Source organism: Phenylobacterium sp. (genome assembly GCF_030651755.1).
GTDB lineage: Bacteria > Pseudomonadota > Alphaproteobacteria > Caulobacterales > Caulobacteraceae > Phenylobacterium.
Map to the genome: position 1 here is coordinate 1 of NZ_JAUSBZ010000031.1, position 22,029 is coordinate 22,029.

19 protein-coding genes are annotated in these 22,029 nt (G+C 67.7%); 7 read left to right on the forward strand and 12 right to left on the reverse strand.

Features of this window, described 5'->3' with window-relative positions:
* The 7 genes from Q7V15_RS02445 to Q7V15_RS02475 form a co-directional block, all read right to left on the reverse strand.
* A partial coding sequence (locus Q7V15_RS02445; protein ID WP_304753558.1) for a hypothetical protein occupies positions 1-425 on the reverse strand: 425 nt, incomplete at its 3' end.
* A complete protein-coding gene (gene mreC / locus Q7V15_RS02450) occupies positions 422-1,531 on the reverse strand; it encodes a rod shape-determining protein MreC (RefSeq protein WP_304753560.1) in 1,110 nt (369 codons plus the stop codon). The genes Q7V15_RS02445 and mreC, both read right to left, overlap by 4 nt.
* Positions 1,532-1,594: 63 nt before the next feature.
* The gene (locus tag Q7V15_RS02455; RefSeq protein WP_304753562.1) at positions 1,595-2,638 is read right to left on the reverse strand and encodes a rod shape-determining protein; all 1,044 of its coding nucleotides are present in this window, start codon (positions 2,636-2,638) and stop codon (positions 1,595-1,597) included.
* A gap of 277 nt (positions 2,639-2,915) precedes the next feature.
* Positions 2,916-3,797, reverse strand: a complete 882-nt coding sequence (locus tag Q7V15_RS02460; RefSeq protein WP_304753564.1) for a DMT family transporter — start codon at positions 3,795-3,797, stop codon at positions 2,916-2,918.
* Between the two features lie 120 nt (positions 3,798-3,917).
* Positions 3,918-5,492 (reverse strand): 2-isopropylmalate synthase, encoded by a 1,575-nt coding sequence (locus tag Q7V15_RS02465; RefSeq protein WP_304753566.1) that lies wholly within the window; start codon positions 5,490-5,492, stop codon positions 3,918-3,920.
* 253 nt (positions 5,493-5,745) lie between these two features.
* On the reverse strand, positions 5,746-6,474 hold the full coding sequence (locus tag Q7V15_RS02470; protein WP_304753568.1) for a TVP38/TMEM64 family protein: 729 nt from the start codon (positions 6,472-6,474) through the stop codon (positions 5,746-5,748).
* 64 nt (positions 6,475-6,538) lie between these two features.
* The gene (locus Q7V15_RS02475; RefSeq protein WP_304753570.1) at positions 6,539-6,940 is read right to left on the reverse strand and encodes a hypothetical protein; all 402 of its coding nucleotides are present in this window, start codon (positions 6,938-6,940) and stop codon (positions 6,539-6,541) included.
* Between the two features lie 138 nt (positions 6,941-7,078).
* Here Q7V15_RS02475 and Q7V15_RS02480 point away from each other — a divergent pair, with 138 nt between their 5' ends.
* Positions 7,079-8,281 (forward strand): pyridoxal phosphate-dependent aminotransferase, encoded by a 1,203-nt coding sequence (locus Q7V15_RS02480; protein ID WP_304753572.1) that lies wholly within the window; start codon positions 7,079-7,081, stop codon positions 8,279-8,281.
* A 43-nt stretch (positions 8,282-8,324) separates the two neighbouring features.
* Here Q7V15_RS02480 and Q7V15_RS02485 read toward each other — a convergent pair whose 3' ends face one another.
* Together Q7V15_RS02485 and Q7V15_RS02490 are read right to left on the reverse strand one after the other, a co-directional pair.
* On the reverse strand, positions 8,325-8,561 hold the full coding sequence (locus tag Q7V15_RS02485; protein ID WP_304753573.1) for a DUF2171 domain-containing protein: 237 nt from the start codon (positions 8,559-8,561) through the stop codon (positions 8,325-8,327).
* Positions 8,562-8,618: 57 nt separating this feature from the next.
* Entirely contained in the window at positions 8,619-10,310 is a 1,692-nt protein-coding gene (locus Q7V15_RS02490; RefSeq protein ID WP_304753575.1) for a CHASE domain-containing protein, read from the reverse strand.
* A 132-nt stretch (positions 10,311-10,442) separates the two neighbouring features.
* Between Q7V15_RS02490 and Q7V15_RS02495 the strand changes: the two genes are divergently transcribed.
* A complete protein-coding gene (locus tag Q7V15_RS02495) occupies positions 10,443-10,637 on the forward strand; it encodes a DUF4169 family protein (RefSeq protein ID WP_304753577.1) in 195 nt (64 codons plus the stop codon).
* On the opposite strand, the gene Q7V15_RS02500 is transcribed toward Q7V15_RS02495, so the two are convergent.
* Positions 10,634-11,404, reverse strand: coding sequence for a Coq4 family protein (locus Q7V15_RS02500; protein ID WP_304753579.1), 771 nt, complete (start codon positions 11,402-11,404; stop codon positions 10,634-10,636). The two genes, Q7V15_RS02495 and Q7V15_RS02500, sit on opposite strands and share 4 nt — an antisense overlap.
* 101 nt (positions 11,405-11,505) lie before the next feature.
* Here Q7V15_RS02500 and Q7V15_RS02505 point away from each other — a divergent pair, with 101 nt between their 5' ends.
* Positions 11,506-11,727: a ribbon-helix-helix domain-containing protein gene (locus Q7V15_RS02505; RefSeq protein WP_304753581.1), complete on the forward strand. Its 222-nt coding sequence runs from the start codon at positions 11,506-11,508 to the stop codon at positions 11,725-11,727.
* Between the two features lie 7 nt (positions 11,728-11,734).
* Here the strand turns inward: Q7V15_RS02505 and Q7V15_RS02510 are convergent, their stop codons facing one another.
* Positions 11,735-13,369: an amidohydrolase family protein gene (locus Q7V15_RS02510; RefSeq protein WP_304753583.1), complete on the reverse strand. Its 1,635-nt coding sequence runs from the start codon at positions 13,367-13,369 to the stop codon at positions 11,735-11,737.
* Between the two features lie 88 nt (positions 13,370-13,457).
* A complete protein-coding gene (locus Q7V15_RS02515) occupies positions 13,458-15,065 on the reverse strand; it encodes an amidohydrolase family protein (protein WP_304753585.1) in 1,608 nt (535 codons plus the stop codon).
* 673 nt (positions 15,066-15,738) lie between these two features.
* On the opposite strand from Q7V15_RS02515, the gene Q7V15_RS02520 reads away from it, so the two are divergent.
* The 4 genes from Q7V15_RS02520 to Q7V15_RS02535 form a co-directional block, all read left to right on the forward strand.
* The gene (locus Q7V15_RS02520; RefSeq protein ID WP_304753587.1) at positions 15,739-18,456 is read left to right on the forward strand and encodes a TonB-dependent receptor domain-containing protein; all 2,718 of its coding nucleotides are present in this window, start codon (positions 15,739-15,741) and stop codon (positions 18,454-18,456) included.
* Between the two features lie 138 nt (positions 18,457-18,594).
* Positions 18,595-20,217, forward strand: a complete 1,623-nt coding sequence (locus tag Q7V15_RS02525; protein WP_304753589.1) for an amidohydrolase family protein — start codon at positions 18,595-18,597, stop codon at positions 20,215-20,217.
* A gap of 72 nt (positions 20,218-20,289) precedes the next feature.
* Entirely contained in the window at positions 20,290-21,279 is a 990-nt protein-coding gene (locus tag Q7V15_RS02530) for a MoxR family ATPase (protein ID WP_304753591.1), read from the forward strand.
* Between the two features lie 10 nt (positions 21,280-21,289).
* Positions 21,290-22,029 (forward strand): DUF58 domain-containing protein (locus tag Q7V15_RS02535; protein ID WP_304753593.1); only part of this gene is annotated, 740 nt, incomplete at its 3' end.

The window sequence follows — 22,029 nt, forward strand, 5'->3', positions numbered from 1 at the left end:
ACCATCGCCAGAAGGTTGGGGGTCGCCCGGACGTCCAGCTGGGTGACCAGAAACCCGACCGTCTGGGCGACAGCGCAGGCCGCGGCGAACCAGATCCACATCATCGGGCGGCTCTGACCGACCATCATGTTCCGCGCCGCCAGCACCGCCCCATAGGCGACCAGAAGCGACAGGGCCCACAGCCCCATGGGTCCGCCCCAGAAGATGTCCAGAAACAGCCCCATGAACAGCACGCCGAAAGGGGCGACCATGGAGGGACGGATCATCGCCCAGGCAAACGCCGGAACCATGCAGAAAACCGGTTCGGGCAGGCCCCAGCCAAACACCCGGATGGGCAGGCTGAACAGAAGGGTGGCCAGCATGCATTGCAGGATCGGCGCGCCGAGCCATCGCCAGGGGTCGAGCCGGGTGGCCGTCAGGCTCAAAACACCGGCTCCTCAACCACGGGGGGCGGCGGGGCTGGGGTTTCCGCCACTGGCGGACGTGGAGTCGGCGCCGGCGCCTTGGCGGGCGGGGTCGCCTTGGGCGCAGGCGCAGTCGCCGTTGGAGGCGGGCTGGCCGGCGGCGAGGTCCGCACCTGGGGTGTGGGCGTCACCACCGGCGCCGGCGGCGGCGTCACCCCGACGCTGGGCAGAGCGTCATTGGCGGGCGGCTCGGCGCGGGCGTTCAGCTCGGCCTGGTCCACCAGTTGAGCGAAGTCTTCGAACAACAGGATGCGGACATAGTCGATGGCGCCGGCTTCGGAACTCAGCACCACCCGCCAGGCGCCATCCACCCCCTTGACCGCCACGCCGACGGGCAATCCCCGGGGCATCAGGCCGCCGTCGCCGGAAGTGACGATGCGATCGCCCTCCTGCACAGGATCGCGGCCCCGGAGATATTCCAGCTTGGGGTTGGGGCCGCCATCGCCGGCCAGGATGGCCCGGGCATTGGTCCGGTCGATCATCACCGGGGTGCGGGAGGCGATGTCGGTGAGCAGCAGGATGCGGCTCGCGCCGCGGGTCACCCCGACCACCCGGCCGACCAGGCCATACTCGGTCATCACCGGATTGCCGACCCGCACCTGGCGCTCGCGCCCGGCATTGGCCAGGCGGGTGTTGGCAAAGGGGCCGCGGGCGTCGCTGACCACCCGGGCCGAGACCATCGGAATGGGCGGATCGGTCTGCAGCCCCAGGAGATCACGATAGCGCTCATTGAGATCGCGCAGCCCGAGCACCTCCTGGCGCAGGGCCGCGGCCTCCTCCAGTTCGGCGCGCAGGCGGCGGTTTTCGGAGACGGCGAAGAAATACTGACTGATGTTCTGGGAGATGCCCCCCATCCAGTGGACCGGCGCCGACACGACCCCTGACACTGGCGCGGCGACTGCGTCGCTGACCTCGCGGGTCACCCCATAGGCCTCGTTGCGCAGGGTTTCGCGGCGGTCGCCGAGCAGCAGGGTCACGGCGACGATGACGGCCACGACCAGGGCCACGCCAGCCGTCCAGACCAGCGGCACCCGAATTTCACCTAGAGGATTGTCCCGGAAGGACACCTAAGATCGTCTCCCCGCCAGACGCAGCAGGACCAAGGTCCTGCCCCCTTGGTTAAGCAAATCCTAGGCCAAGGTCGATTCAAGAACACCCTTCATCCACTTGGGATGTTCGAGAACCTTGCCGCAACCGAGCGCGACACAGGACAGCGGATCATCGGCCACCGTCACCGGCAGGCCGGTGTGGTCGCGGATCTCGGCGTCCAGGCCGCGCAGCAGAGCGCCGCCGCCGGTGAGCATGATGCACTTGTCGGCGATGTCAGAGGCGAGTTCGGGGGGGGTCGCCTCTAAGGCCATCTTCACGGCGTCGACGATCTGGCCGACGGGCTCGGACAGGGCGTCGGAGGCCTGCTTCTCGCTGATGCGCACCTCGCGGGGCACGCCCTGCATCAGGTCGCGGCCCTTGACCTCGATGGACAGGCCCTCGCCGTCGGCCGGCGCCCGGGCCGTGCCGATTTCCTTCTTGATCCGCTCAGCGGTGGTCTCGCCGATCAGCAGATTATGGTTGCGGCGCATATAGGAGATGATCGCCTCGTCCATCTTGTCGCCGCCCACCCGGACCGAGCGCGAATAGACGATGCCCGACAGGGACAGCACCGCCACCTCGGTGGTGCCGCCGCCGATATCGACCACCATCGAGCCGGTGGGCTCATGGATCGGCAGGCCCGCGCCAATGGCCGCGGCCATGGGCTCGTCGATCAGACCGACCCGGCGGCCGCCGGCGTTCAGGCAGGAGTCGTTGATCGCCCGGCGTTCAACGGCCGTGGCGCCCGACGGCACGCAGACGATGACCTTGGGATTCACGAAGCCCTTACGGTTGTGAACCTTGCGGATGAAGTACTTGATCATCTCTTCGGCGACTTCGAAGTCGGCGATGACCCCGTCGCGCATGGGGCGGATGGCCTCCATGTGGCCCGGCGTCCGGCCCAGCATCTGCTTGGCCTCGATGCCCACGGCGTGGACGATCTTGCGGCCACCGATGTTTCGCAGCGCCACCACCGATGGCTCGTTCAGCACGATACCCTTGCCCTTCATATAGATGAGGGTGTTGGCCGTGCCGAGATCGATGGCGATGTCGTTCGAGATAGCGCCGAAGAGGGACGAGATCATGCAGGGCCCTGGTGACTGGGGGGCTTAAAGAGCGGCGAAATTCTGGTCCGACGCGCGCCGGGGGGCGAACGGGCGGAACAGGTTCTCGCGAGAAGGACTTGTGGTTCGTGTGCCCCGCCGCTTTGTTGATTTCAAGGCTTATTCATCCAACGCCCCGAGACCGGCCCCCTGCGGGGCCTGGAGCCGTGAAAAATTCAACCGCGACGGGATGATGTCGGCGACTTTGAGCGCCGTCGCGCCGGTTCAGCCTCCAGGTGATTCTCAGGCCCCGGACCATCTAGCCCAGGGCGGTCAGCACCACCCCTGCGGCGGTGGCCGACCCAGCCAGAGCCTGACGCAGGCTGAGCCGTTCCTGGAACAGGCGGCGCCCCGCGGCCGCGGCGATGGGCGCCTCGACCACACCCACAGCCCTCACCATGCCGGCCGGGGCCAGGGCCAGGGCTGAGAACCAGCAGGCCGACGCCGCAGCGCCGAAAAAGCCCGCCCCGAGGGATGATCGCCAGGCCCGCGCCACCGCCACCAGCGACTGCGGGCGAACCACCGCCAGATAGGCGCCCAGCCCCAGGGTCTGCATGGCCTGCGCGACACAGACGGCCAGGGTGGCGGCGTAGATTGGATAGTCCGGCTCCAGGGCGAGGCCGGCCTGCCGATAGCCGTTCAGAGCCACGGCGAAGGCCGCCCCCGACGCCAGGCCCATGGCGCTGCCGATCAGAGCGCCCCGCGCCGCCGCGCGGCCTGGCCAGGACAGCGCCACCAGCCCCAGCGTCGTCAGGGTCACGCCAAGCCAGGCCTGGGTTCCCAACCGATCGCCGAACAGGATCAGGCCCATCAGGGCGGCGAGCGGCAGCGAGGCCTGTTGCATGAAGGTCGCCACGGCGAAGCCCGACCGCCGCATGGCGACCAGCAGGGCCGCGGTGGCGAGCACCTGGCCAAGCGCGCCGGCGCTCACCGTCCACCAGAACCGCGCGCTCAGCGTGGGATCAGCCTGGGGCGTCAGCACCGCCACGACCGCAAATATGGCCAGGGCGAAGGGCAGGCCGAACAGGAAGCGGACGAGCGTCGCCCCCCACGGGCCGGCCTCGGCCATCAGACCGCGCTGCAGGGCGTTGCGCGCCACCTGCAGGGGCGCAGCGGCGATCGTCAGGACGATCCAGAGCATGGGAAATCCTCGCCCCTCCCCCTTGCGGGAGGGGTTGGGTGGGCGGGCTGACGACGGCCTATGATGAGGGCGCAGAGGCTCCCATCGCCGTCTCCATCCGAACGGAAAAGACGCTCGCGATCAGAACCCGCTGGCGATGGCGTCCGGTGCGGTCTTTTCCTTGCGCGCGAAGAGGTTGTTCAGCGCATTCACATAGGCCTTGGCCGAGGCCGTCAGGGTGTCGGTGTCGGCGGCCTGACCGGTGGCGATGCGGCCGTCCTCTTCCAGCCGGACCGAGACCTGAGCCTGGGCGTCTGTGCCCTCGGTCACCGCATGCACCTGGAACAGGCGCAGGATGGCGGTGTGCGGCACCACCACGTGGATGGCGTTGAACACCGCGTCCACCGGACCATCGCCCGTGGCCGTAGCGGCCCGTTCGACGCCTTCCACCGCCACCGTCAGATGGGCTTCCTGCGGGCCTTCGGTGCCGGCGATCACCCGCAGGTGCTTGACCTGAATCCGGTCGGCGCCCGAGGCCAGGGCGTCGTCCACCAGGGCGACGATGTCGTCGTCGAAGACGTGCTTCTTCTTGTCGGCCAGGTCCTTGAAGCGCTGGAAGGCCTCGTTCAGGGCGTTCTGGCCCAGCTCATAGCCCAGCGCCTTCAGCTTCTCGCGGAAGGCGTGGCGCCCCGAATGCTTGCCCATGACCAGGTTGGAGCCGCCCTGCCCGACGCTCTCGGGCGTCATGATCTCATAGGTGCCGCGGTCCTTCAGCATCCCGTCCTGGTGGATGCCGCTCTCGTGGGCAAACGCGTTCTTGCCGACGATGGCCTTGTTGAACTGCACCGGGAAGCCGGTGATGGCCGACACATAGCGGCTGGCCCGGGTGATGTGCTGGGTTTCGGCGCCGGTATAGTAGGGCAGACGGTCGCCGCGCACCTTCAGCGCCATGACCACTTCTTCCAGGGCCGCATTGCCGGCCCGCTCGCCGATGCCGTTGACGGCGACCTCGACCTGTCGCGCCCCGCCCTGGACGCCCGCCAGGCTGTTGGCCACGGCCAGCCCCAGGTCGTTATGGCAGTGGGTGGACAGGATGATGCTGTCGACGCCGGGGACGTTCTCCACCAGGTCGCGGAAGATCGCCTCGTATTCCGACGGATAGGAATAGCCCACCGTGTCGGGGATGTTCACCGTCTTAGCCCCGGCCTTGATGGCGGCCTCGACGCAGCGGCGCAGGAAGTCCTGCTCGGTGCGGGTGGCGTCCTGGGCCGACCATTCCACATCGTCGCACAGGTTGCGGGCGTGGGTGACCGAGCGGGTGATGGCCTCCAGGATGTCCTCCTGGCTCATCTTCAGAATGTGGTCCCGGTGCGAGGGGCTGGTGGACAGGAAGGTGTGGATGCGGCCGCGCTTGGCCGGACGGATCGCCTCGGCGCAGCGCTCGATGTCGATGGCCGCCGCCCGGGCCAGGCCGCAGACGGTGCTTTCGGTGACGATCTCGGAAATCTGCCGCACCGCCTCGAAGTCGCCGTTCGAGGCGATGGGGAAGCCGGCCTCGATGACGTCGACCCGCATCTCCTCGAGGATCTTGGCCAGCTCCAGCTTCTCCTCCAGGGACATGGAGGCGCCGGGCGACTGCTCGCCGTCGCGCATGGTGGTGTCGAAAATGATGACGCGGTCGCGTTCAGACGCGGCGTTGGAAGCTTGGAAAGTCATGTCAGGATCTCTTCGCGGGAGCTCATTCTAGAAAGGTCGGGCGGCGGGGTCATCCCCTGAGCGCCCGGCCCCGCGATGTTTCGCGCAAGCCTACAGGGGCGCCCAGGGGCGGCTAAGCCCCAGCGGAAGGCCAAGAAGCAGGCTGTGGAAACCGGTGGTCATGGGTGTTTTCTACTCAAGAACGGGCTGCGCCGCAACGGTCTTGCGTAGAGCCGCCGAAATTCGCCTCTGATCGGCAAGAAACGTGCGCCGCTCAAGCGGCCCGGTCGCCCTCGCCTGCGGCCGCCTCGCGGGACTTGAGCCACTTGCGGGCGAACCAGCCCATGAGAATCCAGCCGGCCGCGATGGCCCCCAGCAGGGCGATGTGTCCGACGCCCCCGCCCCGCATGGCCTGGGCGATGGCGTTGCCGGCGAAGGCTGTCACCGCGATCTTGGGGATGATTCCCAGGGCGGTTCCGGCCGTGAAATGGGTCAGGCGCATGGGGGTGACGCCAGCGGCCATATTGACCACGATGAAGGGCGCCGAGGGCACCAGGCGCACGATCAGGCTTGCCCAGAAGCCGTTCTTCCCCACCAGCCGCATGAACTGGCGCACCCCCTCGCCCGCGAAGGCGTCCAGGGTGCGGGCCCCGGCCAGCCGACCGAGATAGAAGCCTACCAGGGCCGAGACCATGGTGCCGATCCAGCTGTAGGCGAAGCCGGTCCATGGCCCGAAGGCGACCACGGCGGCGGCGATCAGGACGAACTGCGGCACGCCCACAAAGGCCAGGATCGCAAAGGCCGCCACGGCGCTCGGCAGGGCCCATGGACTGTGGGCGGCCATGCCCAGCCAGTGTTCGACCGTGGCCTCACCGTCAAAGCCCAGCACCTGGGCCCCGAACAGGAAGACGAGCCCCACGCCGCCGAACAGCACGAAGGAGACCGCCACGCCCCGCCAGGCGCGCGCGTCCATATTGGTCACGAAGCTGATCAGCCGGCGCATGGCGCACGCCTCGCCGATCCGGCCGCGCGGGTCAAGCTGAGGGCGACCTCCGCCCCCCCGGCGATCAGGGGCAGCGGCTGAGCACGGGCGGGTCGTCGAATGGTCCGCCGCGCACCCGCATGGTCTGACCATCGGCGCCGAGGCTGAGATTGAGGCGGTGGGACTGGGGCGGGGCCTGGGCGGTGCAGGTGGCGGCGATCTCAAAGCCGTCATCAAGGGCCGCGACCCCGTCGAACCGGCAGGAGACCTCTCCCGCCGTGCTCAGCCCGTCGTGCCGGAAGGTCCAGGCGCCGTCGGAGCACAGGGCCGGCGTGGCGGCCCACTGGCCCACATAGGCCGGCATGGCCGCGGCGGGGGCTTCGTCCTGCGGGGTCGTAGCCGGCGCCTCGACGGGAGCGGCGGGCGGCTCGCCGCCGCAGGCCGAAAGGGCGGCGGCCAAGGCGAATATCAGGACAGGTCGGATCACGGGAGGCCCCCTTCTGTGGCTCAGGTGCAAACGAGCCAGCTTAACTGGTGTTCCGCCGAGCGCCGGGTTTGCGGCGCAGGGGCCTTCAAGTTAAACCCCGCACTCCTTCCCCACCCGCTCCAAAGGGAGTCTGCGCCCATGTCGCTGCAATCGTCCACGCTCGCCCGCGTCAAGCCGTCCGCCACCATGGCGACCGACCAGAAGGCGCGTGAACTGAAAGCCCAGGGCCGCGACATCATTAGCCTCGGCGCCGGGGAGCCGGACTTCGACACGCCGCAGAATATCAAAGACGCGGCCATCAAGGCCATTCAGGACGGCAAGACCAAGTACACCACCGTCGACGGGGTGCCCGAGCTGAAGGAGGCCATCGTGGCCAAGTTCGCCCGGGAAAACGGCCTGACCTACACGGCCAGCCAGGTGAACGTGTCGCCCGGCGGCAAGCCGGTGATCTTCAACGCCATGATGGCCACCCTGAACCCCGGCGACGAGGTGGTGATCCCGACGCCCTACTGGGTCAGCTATCCCGACATGGTGCTGCTGGCCGGCGGCACGCCGGTCTTCGCGCCGACCACGGCCGAGAGCGGCTTCAAGCTGCGGCCGGAGGACCTGGACAGGGCGATCACGCCGAAGACCCGCTGGGTGTTGCTGAACTCGCCGTCCAACCCGTCTGGCGCGGCCTATACCCGGGCCGAACTGAAGGCCCTGGCCGAAGTGCTGATGCGCCATCCGCAGGTGTGGATTCTCACCGACGACATGTACGAGCACCTGCTGTTCGACGACATGGAGTTCGTGACCATCGCCCAGGTGGAGCCCGGCCTCTACGAGCGCACGCTGACCATGAACGGGGTCTCCAAGGCCTATGCCATGACCGGCTGGCGGATCGGCTACGCCGCCGGGCCTGAGCCGCTGATCAAGCTGATGGCCAAGGTGATGAGCCAGTCGACCTCCAACCCCTGCTCGATCTCGCAGTGGGCGGCGGTGGAGGCGCTGAACGGCCCGCAGGACTTCATCAAGCCCAACGCCAGACTGTTCCAGGGTCGTCGCGATCTGGTGGTGTCGATGCTGAACCAGGCCACCGGCCTGAAGTGCCCGACCCCGGAAGGCGCCTTCTATGTCTATCCGTCCTGCGAAGGGCTGATCGGCAAGACCGCGCCCAGCGGCAATGTGATCGGCTCGGACAAGGACTTCGCCAACGAACTGCTGGAGAGCGAAGGCGTGGCGGTGGTGTTCGGCGAGGCGTTCGGCCTGTCGCCCTTCTTCCGCATCTCCTACGCCACCAGCAATGCGGTGCTCGAGGACGCCTGTGGCCGCATCCAGCGCTTCTGCGCCGCGGTGAAATGAAGGCGTGGCCCCTCCACCATTGGAGGGGCCGACCTTTCAGCTCTTAGGCCTTTTCGCGCCAGGACGACTTGGCCGCGTCCTTGGTGAGGTTCAGGCAGACCTTGTCGTCGGCGATCCGGTCGACCCAGGTCATCGGGATCATGTGGTGCTTCAGACCCGCGCCCATGTCGAACTTGGCCAGCTCGATCTCGGTGTCGAGAACGTGGTCCACACGACCCACATGACCACCGTCGGAACCGACGACTTCCATGTGTTCCTTGATTTCAGCAGCTTGGATCATCGGGATCTCCTTTTTTTGAATCTGGAGACCAGGGAACGGCTCAACCCGCCGGCAGGTTCACGCCGCTGCGCCCACTGAGAGCATATCGCCGGCCACCTGACGGGGAACGTCAAACCTGATCGTGCAGCGCACGCCATCGGGGGCGAAGTCCAGGTCCACCGCCCCATCCAGCTGGTGGGCCAGGCCGCCGACGATGAGCCGCGTGCCGAACCCTCGGCGGGTAGGCGGCGACACCGGCGGACCATCCATCTCGCGCCAGCGCAGGGTCAGCCGCTCGGCGTCTGCGTTCAGCTCGGCCAGCTCCCATTCCACGGCGATGCGCCCCTTCTCGTCGGACAGGGCGCCGTATTTCACTGCATTGGTGGTCAGCTCATGCAGGGCCATGCCCAGGGCGACCGCGGTGTTGGGGGCCAGCCACACGGCGGGCCCCTGCATCTCGATCCGCTCATCGGCCGGACCCCGATAGGGCCGCAGTTCGGTGAGGACCAGTTCCGCCAGGTTGGCGCCGCGCCAGCCATCGCGGGTGAGCAGGTTGTGGGCCTGGGACAGGGCGATCAGCCGGTTTTCGAAATTGACGCGGACGCTCTCGACGTCGCTGGCTTCGCGCAGGCTCTGGGCGGCGATGGACTGGACGGTGGCGAGGGTATTTTTCACCCGGTGGTTCAGCTCATCGAGCAGCAACTTCTGGCGGGCCTCGATGGCCTTGCGGGCGGCCACCTCCCGTTCGGCGGACAGACGCGCCATCCCCTGGCGCCAGGTCGCCGCCGCCACGAGTCCTGTGGCCAGGCAGCCGCCCAACACGAAGACCCAGATCAGCTGCCGCGCCGCGCTGCCCACATAGTCGGGTCCCGCCCGATAGACCACCGTCCAGCTGCCGCCGGCCACGTCGATTTGGCGGATTTCCAGGGGGCCGAAGTCCCCCCAGCTCGACCCCGGATCAGAGCGGAACAGCAGATTCTCCGGACGGACCGGGCCGTGATAGACGGCGTAGCGATAGGGCCGATGGGAAATGGTGTCGAACACCGCCTGCAGCAGGTCTCCGGCGCGGAACGGCGCATAGGCGAAGCCGATCAGGTTCTGGCGCCTGGCCTCCACCGTCGCCGGGACAAGACCACCGGCATAGACCGGCTCGTAGATGAGGAATCCAGCCTGAGGCGACTCCTCGGTTTCCTGGACCAACCGCACCTTTCCGGACATGGCCGCCTGGCCGGTGTCGCGGGCCCGGGCCATGGCGTCGCGCCGGACAGGCTCGGCGTACATGTCAAAACCCAAGGCGGCGCGGTTGCGGTCGTCTTCCGGCTCCAGGAACAGGATGGCGTGGCGTTCGTCGGCGCCGTCCCCGGGCGGCGTCCTGAGGGTGAAATCTGGGCGACCCGCCGCGCGCATCTCCGACTGGAGCGCCTCTGCGCCCCCCTCAGGAATGCGAACCGAGAAGCCAATTCCCTGGATCCCCGGATAGCGCCGGGTCAGCTCCACCCGCTGGGCGAAGGCCCTGAATTCCTCATGGGTGACCTGATCGCTGGCCGCGAACAGACCGGCGCTGGCCTGCAGCACAGCCACATAGGTGGCGAGGCGATCTGCGATGGCGCCATTGGCCTGGGTCACAAGGGACTCAAAGCGCTGCCGGTCCCGCGCCTCGGCGAGCCGCTCGATCACCAGCCCCCCGGCCGCCGTAGCGGCGAGACCCAGGACCAGGATGAGAACCGGGAGGCCTGGGACCTTGCCCCGGAGCCGGGCCCAGCTCGCCATGGGAGTCGTCTTGTACAAACCGAAACCCTTATTTCGCTCCTTCTGACTGCCCTATTCGGCGAGGGCTGTCGAGGATGCGCGCCCCGTCCCGCTTGCCCCGCGCGGCCGTGAGGCGCAGGATTTCGCCCACCGATGGAAAGGGTCCCCATGGGCGAGATCGTCAATCTGAACAAGGTCCGCAAGGCGCGCGCCAAGGCTGCGGCCACCGACCAGGCCAAGGTCAACCGGGCGAGCCACGGCCGCACCAAGGGTCAGACCCAGGCTGAGCATCTGGAAGCCGAGCGCCAGCGCCGCAAACTCGACGAGGCCCGCCGGGACGAGGATTAGGTCTTTGGCGCCTCGTCCCGGGCTTCGGGCGGAATGGCGTCATAGATGGTCGGCGGGGTGATGTTCAGGCGCCGGCGCGCGACGTCCAGGGGCTCGGCCATCAGGGCCTCATAGTCCTCGCCCAGCAGCCAGGCCGCCGCCTTGCCCCGCTGATAGCCCTGCCAGATCGCCCGGGCGTAGGGATGCTTCGCCTTGCGCCCCCGCAGCGCGCCGCCCACGGCGATCAGCGCCCAGCCCAGGCCCCGGGTCTGGGCGTAGGAAAATGCCACCAGGCACGCCTCCCCCAGTCCGTCGCGATGGTAGCCGCTCAGCACATGCCAGATGTCGTGGACGTCGCGGGTGCGGCGGCCGAACCAGGCGTAGGGATGCATCACCTCGATGGGCTTGGCCCCCACCCGGCTGATCTGGGCCAGCCCCTCGGCCGACAGCTGCTCGCTGCGGATGAAGTCGCGATAGGCGTGACCCAACGAACCTTCCGGCAGGCTGTCCAGCCAGGCGTCGTCCATCAGCCGCGCCTCAAGCTCGACCCGCTCATAGGCGATGCGGCCCCCCTGCGGGGTCTCCAGCAGGCGCCGATAGCCCCAGGCCGAGGCGCCGCCGTTCAAGGCGCGCATGATCTCGAAGACCTGGACGGTGTCTTCCTTGTCAGCCAGCAGCCGGCGCAGGGCCTTCAAGGCCGCGCCCCATTGGAGCCGCGGCTTGGGCAGGCGCTGGGGCTGGGGGGCGCGGGCCGATGCGGGCGCGTAGCTGTCGGTGGCGAGGCTCATAGGTGGTCTCCCGTGCGGGATCGCAAAGATGACGCGGGCGTCAGCCTTGATCAATGGCCCACGAACCTTGCCGCAGGGTTTCAGCTGAGCAAGAAAGGCGAATGGCGCGTCTGAAGAAGAGATCGATCCTCCTGGCCGGTCACGCCACCTCCGTGGCTCTGGAGCCCGCTTTTTGGGCCGCCCTGGAAGATGTGGCCAAGGATCGCGGGCTGAGCCTGGCGGCCCTGGTGACCGAAATCGACCTGGCCCGAGGCGATCAGGGCCTGGCCTCAGCCTGCCGCCTCGCCGTGCTGAGCCACCTGCTCGCCCGCCCCCGTCCCTAGACGGGCCTCACCCCGTCGGGCATCCCGGCGTCGCCGGGTCTGGGCGCACGGCGTCGGGGCGCGCGGGTCCCAACAGCGGACGGCCAGGCATGGCGCCGGTCAGCGCGCCGGCCCGGATCACGGGAACGCCATTGATCACCACATGGCGAATGCCGACCGCGTACTGATGCGGCGCCTCGAAGGTGGCCTTGTCGGCGATGGTGTCGGCGTTGAACACCGTGATGTCGGCGAAGGCGCCCTGGGTCAGCCGGCCCCGCTCGGTCTGGCCGATCTGGTCGGCCGCCAGCGAGGTCATCCGACGCACCGCGTCTTCCAGGGTCAACACCTTCAGCTCGCGGACATAGCGGCCCAGCACCCGGGGGAAGGCGCCATAGGTGCGGGGATGGGGAAAGCCGTCGTCGAAGCCCACGGGGTCCCCATCGGTCTCGATCATCGCCAAGGGATGCTGCAGGATGCGGATGACGTCAGCCTCATCCATCACATGATAGATCGCGCTGAAGCCGCCCTTGAGCTGCAGCTCGATCAAGAGCTGGATGGCGTCCTCCGGCGTCCCAGCGAGGCCGCGATCGCGGGCGAGGTCGGCCAGGGTCTTGCCGTTGTAGGACGGGTCAGCCCGCAGGTTGCGGAACTGCAGGCGATCCAGATCCGCGCCGCCCCTCTGGACCATCAGGATTCGCATCATCTCGGCCTCGACCTGCGCCCGGACCTTCGGGTCCTCCATGCGGGCCTTGAAGCCGTCGGGGCCGCCGGCCAGGGCCCAGCCAGGGAACATCACCGCCGAGGAGGAGCTGGAGGCGGTGTAGGGATAGAGGTCATGGGTGATGTCGAGGCCGCGGGCGCGGGCCTCGTCGATCATGGCCAGGGTCTTGACGCTCCAGCCCCACTGGGTGGAGCCCATGGCCTTGTGGTGGTTGATCTGGCCCGGCAGGCCCGCGCCCTCGGCCACGGCGATGACTTCGGCGATGGAGTCCAGCACGCCGGCGCCCTCATCGCGCATATGCGACACATAGATCCCGCCCCAGCAGGCGGCGACCTTGGCCATGGCGATCACTTCTTCAGGCCGGGCGTAGTTGGCCGGGACATAGACGAGGCCTGTGGACATCCCCAGGGCCCCATCGGCCATGGTGTCGGCGATGATCTTCTGCATCCGGGCGAGTTCGGCGGGGTTCGGCGCGCGGTTGGCCATGCCCAGGACCTGGGTGCGGGCGAAGCTGTGGCCGGCGAAGAAGCCCACATTGGGCGCCACCTTCAGGGCCTCCACATAGGGCTTCAGCGGATAGGGCTGCGGACCGCTGTGCAGGCTGGCGATGATGCTGGTGACGCCCTGGCGGAGGAAGTTCTCGGCCAGCGGGTATTCGTGAATGTTGTCAGCGATGTGGGCATGGTTGTCGATGAAGCCCGGGGCCACGATCAGGCCGCGGGCGTCGAGGGCCTGGTCCCCGTCCTCCGCCGCCAGTCCGTCCCGGGCGATCCGCACGATCCGGTCACCCTTGATGGCCAGGTCCGCGCGATAGGCCGGCGCGCCGGTGCCGTCCACCACCTGCCCGCCGAGGATCACCAGGTCGTAGTCGGCCGCCTGGGCGGCGCCTGCCAGCGAAATGGCGGTGGCGCACAGGGCGAACTTCAAGGTCTTGGCGCGCATCGGCTTACATCCCGAAAAGGGGCCATTGTCGGAAGTATTGGGCCGGAGTCGGCTGTGGGGGCGACGGCTCCGGCCCGGTCCAGCGCAGCTACTGGCCGCGCAGGATGACTCGGCCGTGGCGTTCGGAGGTGACTTCACCGTCCGCCAGGGCCGCCTTGCCGTTCACGAAGACAAACTCCATGCCCTCGGAATAGGCGTGCGGCTGGGGGTAGGTCGCCACATCGCGAACCGTCTCCGGATTGAAGACCAGCACGTCGGCGAAGGCGCCGGGTCGGATCACCCCGCGGTCGGGAATGGCGAAGACCTCGGCGGGCAGGCCGGTGGAGCTATGGATGGCCTGGGCCAGGCTGATGACATCGCGCTCGATCACATAGCGGCGCAACTTGCGGGGATAGGCGCCATAGGCCCGGGGGTGTTCGGCGCCCTCGCCGAAGGTGACCAGGGCCCCGTCGGAGGAGGTCATCATCCAGGGCTGCTTCATCAGCAGCTCCACATCCTTCTCATTCATGTTGAACGAAACGATGCCAGCCCCGCCCTGGATCAGAATGTCGATGGCGGTGTCCAGGGGATCTTGCAGGTTGCGACGGGCGATCTCGTCCAGCCGCATGCCTTCCAGGCTTGGGTCGGCCCGGTGGCTGCTGATCATCACCGCGTTGGCGCCGGCCCGACGGGCCAGGTTCTCGACCATGCCCTCGCGGATCAGCGCCCGTTGCTCCGGGTTCTGAAGACGCTTGGCCAGGGCCTCCCCGCCGCCCTCCTGAGCCCAGCCGGGGACCAGGGCGGCCGACAGGCCGGTGCTGGAGGCGGCGTAGGGATACTGGTCGGCCCAGATGGAGAGGCCTTCGGCCCGGGCGGCCTCAATCATCTTCACGGCGTCTTCGGACTGGCCCCACACCGTGGGGCCCAGCATCTTCATATGGCTGACGACGCCGATGATGCCGGTCTGGCGAGAGACCTCGATCAGCTCGGCCACCGAGGCCAGCACGCCGATGTCATAGCTGGACTCGTCGCGGATATGGCTGGTGTGGAAGGCGTTCGGAAACTCCGCGGCCACCTTGGCCAGGGCGACGATCTCGGCGGTGTCGGAGTACTTGCCCGGCACATAGAAGGGGCCGCTGGACATGCCGAGGGCGCCAAAGGTCATGGCCTCGCGCACCAGCGCCTGCATGCGGGTCAGTTCGGCCGCGGTGGGCTTACGGTTCTCCAGACCCATGACCGCGCGACGCACGCCGTTGTGGCCGATCATCGGCAGGACATTGACCCCAGGCCTGTTGGCCTCGATGGCCTCGACCTGCGGACGCAGGTCAGCCGGGCCACCACCGTCCGGATTGATCATCGCCAGGGTGATCCCCTGGGTCAGAACCGAGATGGCCGGGGCCAGCTCAGGCGTCTCAATGCCGGGGGCGGCGTGGGAATGAGTGTCGATAAAGCCCGGGGACACGTACTTGCCCGTGGCGTCCACCACGGTGGCGGCGCTGGCCGTGGCCGCGATCTCACCCACCTCAACGATCCGGTCGCCCTTGATCGCCACGTCGGCGATGCGGCCCTCCGCGCCCGTGCCGTCGAACACCAGGCCGCCGCGGATCAGCACGTCATAGTCCTGGGCCAGGGCGAAGCTGGAGGCGCCCGACATGAGACCGACGGCGAGACCGACCGCCAGCACCTGACGACGGAGGAGACCTGGCGGCGTTTTCATTATGATTCCTTGTTCAAGCCGGTCCGCCTGAGCCTGGCGGTGTGGCGCGGCGACTATATTGACATGTGAGGCGCCCAAATCTTGTCCTGGACCCAGAACCCTCGCAGAGGTCTTGCCGCACCCCTCCTCGAAGGGTGTCAGTCCTGTGACATGGGTGTCAATCTAACCGACCCTTCCGAATATTGCGCCATCAATAGCCTGACGACATGGCGTGGCTCGGCGCCTCGGAAACGCCCGCAAGCTGCGACGATCGCTGCGCCCGGCGCCCTCGCCCCCCGTGCGCATGGGTCGCAGAGCGCTCTTTGACGCGCTCGGCCCTCATATTGTGAAGGTGGCTCTATCCTAGGCCTCACAAGGCTTTGTTCAGTCAGAGCGCCGCCCCTCCCCCCTCCACCCATGACTGGGGGTTATAGGCCGCACAATATTCCGAAGGGGAGCCGGCGTTGACACCCGCGAGGGGGGTCGACAACCTCATATCGAATACGAGCGCAGATCATCTCTATGCCGGCTCATAATAATAAACCGGGCCGCGAAAAGAACAATCTGCTTGTCGTCAATTCCGAGGGGGTAAGTTATGTCAAGAAACATTCAAATGCGCGCCACGCAATCAGCGGGGCCGAATCCTGCACAGAAATTAGGCCTCGCCAGCGGGGCCTCTCTGATCGCTCTTCTGGTGGCGACCTCGGCGGCCGGAAGCGCCAACGCCCAGACCGCACCGGTGGCCGACGTCCAGGAGCTGGTGGTCACCGGCACCCGGGTCGTCCGCGACGGCTATCAGGCGCCCACCCCGCTGACCGTGATCAGCGAAACCGAGATCCTCGCCGCCGCGCCGTCCAACGTCGCCGACTTCGTCAATGACATCCCCTCCATCGTCGGCAGCTCGACACCGCAGACCACCAACGCCTCGATCAGCGCCGGCACCTCGGGCGTCAACGCCCTGAACCTCCGCGGCCTGGGCGCCACCCGCACCCTGGTGCTGCTGAACGGCCAACGCTCGGTGGGCTCCACCATCACCGGCGCGGTGGACGTCAACACCTTTCCGCAGGGCCTGATCAGCGGCGTCCAGATCGTCACCGGCGGCGCCTCGGCCGCCTACGGCTCCGACGCCGTCAGTGGTGTGGTCAACTTCATCCTGAACACCGACTATCAGGGCTTCAAGGGTTCGATCGAGGCCGGCCAGACCACCTATGGCGACGACGACGAGTACCGGGTCAACCTGACCTACGGGACCGCATTCGCCGGCGGCCGCGGCCACCTGCTGCTGAACGGCGAGATCGCCGACCGCGAAGGCATCTATGGCGTGCCGCGGGATTGGAACAATGATGGCTGGTACATCATCACCAACCCCAACTACGCCCCGGGCAACGGCCAGCCCGAACGCTTCGTCACCAACAATGCCGGCCTGTCCAATGCGAGCCCCGGGGGCATCATCGTCAACACGCCCCTGCGTGGCACGACCTTCGGCGTCGGCGGCGTGGTCGGCCAGCAGGCCTATGGCCTGACCCGCGACCCTTGGATGATCGGCGGCGACTGGCGCGACGTCCAGGTCAACGACAAGCAGTCCCTGAACGCCGATGACCGACGCAAGGGGATTTTCGGCCGGGTCAGCTATGACCTCACCGACAACATCGAGGTCTTCGCCCAGGCCTCCTACAACACCCACGCCTCCCTCGGCTGGACCGGCGTGCAGTTCAACCAGGGCAATGTCACCATCCGGTCGGACAACGCCTTCCTCCCGGCCAACATCCGTCAGCAGCTGGCGGCGCTGAACATCGCCAGCTTCAGCCTCGGAACCACCAACGCCGATCTGCCGATCCGCAAGACCGACAATGAGCGCTCCGTCACCCGCTACGTGATCGGCGCCGAGGGCGACTTCAACGCCTTCGATCGGGCCTGGCGCTGGGACGCCTATTATCAGCGGGGCGAGACCAAGACCCTCGAGATCGCCAAGGACATCACCAATAACGCCCGTCTGGCCCTGGCCCAGGACGCGGTCTTCGCCCCGAACGGCCAGATCGTCTGCCGCTCGACCCTCACCAATCCGAGCAATGGCTGCGTGCCCTTCAACCGGATGGGCATCGGCGTGAACTCCCAGGCCGCCCTGGACTACATTCTGGGCGACCCGCAGCGGAAGCAGTTCTTCACCCAGCAGGTGGCCGCGGCCAACATCTCCGGCGACCCCTTCTCCACCTGGGCGGGTCCGGTCTCCATGGCCGCCGGCATCGAACATCGCAAGGAAGAGGTCTCCGGCGAAGTCCCCCTCCAGTTCCAGTCCGGCTGGTTCGTGGGCAACTACCGCCCCACCTTCGGCTCCTACACGGTGACGGAAGCCTATGTTGAGGCCGTTATTCCCCTGGCCGAAGGCTTCGATCTGAACACCGCCATCCGCGGCACCGACTACAGCACCTCGGGCTATGTCACGACCTGGAAGGTCGGCGCGGTCTATTCGCCCATCCCCGACCTGCGTTTCCGCGTCACCCGCTCGCGAGACATCCGGGCGCCGAACCTGAACGAGCTGTTCGCCGCGGGCACCAGCCGCACCAACACCCTGCTGGACCCGTTCAACAATAATCAGGCGACCCAGTTCCTGGAGCTGACCACCGGCAATCTGGCCCTTGAGCCTGAGCTGGCCGACACCTGGGGCCTCGGGGTGGTGATGCAGCCCAGCTTCCTGCCGGGCTTCGCCGCCGCCATCGACTACTATGAAATCGAGATCGAAGGCTCAATCGGTTCAGTGGCCGCCGACACCATCGTCAACCGCTGCTTCCAGGGTAACCAGGCCTTCTGCGCGGCCATCGTCCGGTCGGGCAACCAGATCAGCCAGGTTTCGGTCAGCCCCTTCAACTTCGCGGTTCAGAAGTCCCGCGGGGTCGACCTCGAAGCCTCCTACCGCTTCAACCTCGGCCCTGGCGCCATGGCCCTGCGGGCGGTGGGCACCTACTATCTGGAGAACTTCCAGGACAACGGCATCGACGTTCCGACTGACAACGCCGGCTCGATCGCCCTGCCGGAGTTCATCTACCGCGCCTCGGCCACCTACACGGCCGATCCCTGGACCATCCAGCTCACGGGCCGGGGGGTGAGCGAGAGCACCCACGACAACGCGTTCATCGAATGCACCAGCGGTTGCCCGGCCTCGACCATCGCCAACCGGACGATCAACAACAACAAGATCAACGGCGCCTTCTACGTCGATCTGGCCATGACCTACGACCTCAAGCTGCTGCAGAAGACTGAAGCCTTCGTCAGCATCTCCAATCTCTTCAACCGTGACCCTGAAATCGTCGCCCAGGGTCCCGCCGGCACCGCCTACGGCAATCCGTCCACCAGCCAGGGGGTCTTTGACGTCCTGGGCCGCAGGTTCCGGCTCGGCGTGCGCTTCGAGTACTAAGCCTGGTTGGGCGAGACCTGGCCGCCCCACGGCCAGGTCTCGCCCAGCGCCTTCGCATCCGGCATGGGTTCCGCCGCCAAGGGGTCTGTCCTGGAGCCGTAACGACGCCCCCTTGCGCCCAAGAGCGTGGAGACCCCGATGACCGATCGCCGAATGACGACCCCGCAAAGTCCGCTCCGTCGTCGCATCCTGGCGGCGGGTCTCGCCCTCAGCCTCATGTCGGGGGTTTCCACCGCGGCCCTGGCGCAGGACTACGACGTGCTGATCCGCGGCGGCATGGTGTTCGATGGCACCGGCGCCGAGGGAAAGACCGCCGACGTGGCCATCAAGGGCGAACGGATCGTCGAGGTGGGCGTCATCCCCGCCACCGCCACCGCCGCCACCGTGGTCGACGCCCGAGGCAAGTATGTCTCGCCAGGCTTCATCGACCCCCACTCTCACGCGGCGCCGGCCATCGGCACGCCTGAACTCGCGGCCGCCATCCCGATCCTCTATCAGGGGATCACGACGGTGATGATCAATCCTGACGGCGGCGGTCCCGGGGACCTGGCCCCGCAGATCGCCGACATCGAGACCCACGTCCCCGGCGTCAATGTCGTCCCGATGATTGGCCACAATGGCGTCCGTCGCGACGTCATGGGCCTGGACAACCGCAAGCCGACCGCCGCCGAACTGGCGTCGATGGGCCGCCTGGTCAAGCAAGCGATGGACCTCGGAGCCTTCGGCTTCTCCAGCGGTCCCTTCTATATCCCAGGCAAGTTCTCCGAGACCTCGGAACTGGTGGCCCTGTCCAAGGTCGCTGCGGAATATCCCAACGCCTTCCACATCAGCCACGTCCGCGACGAGTCCAGCTATGACGTCGGCGTTCTGGGGGCGATCGAGGAACTGATCGAGGTGTCTCGCCAGACCGGCATCACCGGCGTGGTCACCCACATGAAGATGCTGGGCCCCAGCGTCTGGGGCCAGTCCGAGCAGGCGGTGGAGATGATCAACGCCGCCCGGGCCGAGGGCCTGTCCATCTGGGCCGACCAGTATCCCTATGCGGCGTCCGGCTCGTCCCTGCAGAGCTCTCTTGTCCCCGGCTGGGCGCAGGAGGGCGGCCCTGAGGCGACGGTGAAACGTCTGCAGAACCCTGAGCAGCGCGCCCTGATCCGGCAGGAGATGGTGGCCAATCTGGAGCGCCGGGCCGGCGCCAACGCCATCATGATCCGCAACTTCCGCGCCGATCCGTCCCTGAACGGGATGCGGCTGGACGAGATCGCCCGGCGCAATCTGCAGGACCCGCTGGACACCGCCATCGACATGCTGATCAAGGGCGGCTCCAGCATCGTCTCTTTCAATATGAACGAAGGTGATGTCGAGCGGCTGATGCAGCAGCCCTGGACCATGACCTCCAGCGACGGCGCCCTGGTGGCCTTCGGGGTGGGCGGGGAACATCCGCGGGCCTATGGGGCTTTTCCGCGGAAGTTCCGGCGCTATGTGATGGAACGTGAAGTCATCAGCATGGCCCAGGCCATCCACAGCTCCACCGGACTGGCGGCGCAGGTCTTCGCCATCACCGATCGAGGCGTGATCGCGCCCGGCGCCTATGCTGATGTCCTGGTCTTCAATCCCGAGACCATCCGCGATGTGGCCACCTATCAGGAGCCGCACGCCTATTCGGAGGGGATGGAGTACATCTTCGTCAACGGCAAGACCGCCCTCAGCGCGGGCAAGGTGACTGACGAGCGTCACGGCCGAGTCCTGAGACGCGGCCAGTAGCCCCCTTCTAAAGTACCCGGCGCGCCCGGCATGGGGCGCGCCGGCGGCGTTTGTATCTAGTGGATGGTCCTGATGAGTCTCCCCGAGCCCGCCACATCATCAGACCTGCCAGGTCCAGCCTGGGCCGAGCGACTGTCAGCCGAGATCGGCAAGGCGGTCCTGGGCCAGAAGGACGTGGTCGAGCGGCTGCAGATCGCCCTCCTGGTCGGCGGTCACGTCCTGCTGGAGGGCATGCCGGGCCTGGCCAAGACCCTGCTGGTCAAGTCCCTGGGCCAGGCCATGGGGCTGGACTTCGAACGCATCCAGTTCACGCCGGACCTGCTGCCCTCCGACGTGGTCGGAACCCTGGTCTATTCCCCCCATGACGGCAGCTTCACCCCCCATTTGGGGCCGGTTTTCGCCAATATCGTGCTGGCCGACGAGATCAACCGCTCGCCGGCCAAGGTGCAGAGCGCGCTGCTGGAGGCCATGCAGGAGCGGCAGGTGACCATCGGCGGAACTCGCCATCCCTTGCCCAACCCCTTCCTGGTTCTCGCCACCCAGAACCCCGTGGAGCACGAGGGCACCTATCCCCTGCCTGAGGCCCAGACCGACCGCTTCCTGTTCAAGCTGCTCCTCGACTACCCTTCCGGCGAGGACGAGCTGGAAATGCTTCGACGCTGGGGATCGACCACCCGGTCTCCCGTGGTGGAAGCCGCCTCCAACGGCCCCGAACTCCTGGCCCTGCGCGAGGGCGTCGATGGGGTGTTCGTGGCGCCGGAAATCCAGGCCTATCTGCTGGCCCTGGTGCGACAGACCCGGGACATGGCTGCGCCTGCCGCCACGGCTCTGCGGCCGCTGGCCTTTGGCGCCTCGCCCCGGGCGACCCTGGCCCTCTATCAGTCAAGCCGCGCCCTGGCCTTCATCCGGGGGCTGGAACAGGTGACGCCCAGCCTCGTCCAGGAGGTGGCCGCCGATGTCCTGCGCCACCGGATCGGCCTGACCTATGAGGCCGAGGCCGCCGGACTGAGCGCCGAGGCTGTGATCGCCCAGGTGCTGGCCGCCGTTCCCGTCCCAGGCTGACGACGGCCCGATGACCGCGCGCCCGCCCGTGATCGACCCGCGCGCCCAGACCGCGCTGAGACGCCTTGAGTGGCAGTTGCGCCGGCGCGCGGTCCAGACCCTGCTGACCGGCGGCTACCGCTCGGTGTTCCGAGGCCGGGGCATGGAGTTCGACCAGGTGGTCCGCTACGAGTTCGGCGACGACATCCGCGACGTCGACTGGAACGTCACCGCCCGGCTCGGCGACCTCTATCGCAAGGTCTTCGTCGAGGAGCGCGAGCTGACCGTCTATGCGGTGGTCAGCGACGATCCCGCCCTGCAGTTCGGCTCCGGCGCGGTCAGCAAGCGCGAGGTGCTGCTGCAACTGGCCGCCCTGACCCTGATGCTGGCGGTGGTCAACCGGGAGCGCGCCGGCTTGCTGCATGTCACGCCCCACGGGTCGACCGCCTTCCCGCCGACCCGACGACGGGCGCGCATTCTCTCGGCCATCGCGGGCCTGTTCGCAGCCCCGCCCCCCGACCCGGCCCCGCCTCAGCCGTTCGTTCCCTGGCCGCTGATCGCGCAGCAGGCGCCGCAGGGCGCCCTGGTGGTCTGGTTCGGAGAGGTTCCGGCCACGCCCCCGCCGCCGGAATGGGCCGCCTTCCGCAGACGCCATCCGGTGATCGGGGTCCGGGTCGAGGACCCCTGGGAACGGACGGGTCCGACCCTGGCCGGCGTCACAGCCTACGATCCTGCGGCGGGCCAACTGGTCTGGCTGCAAGCCTCGGCGGC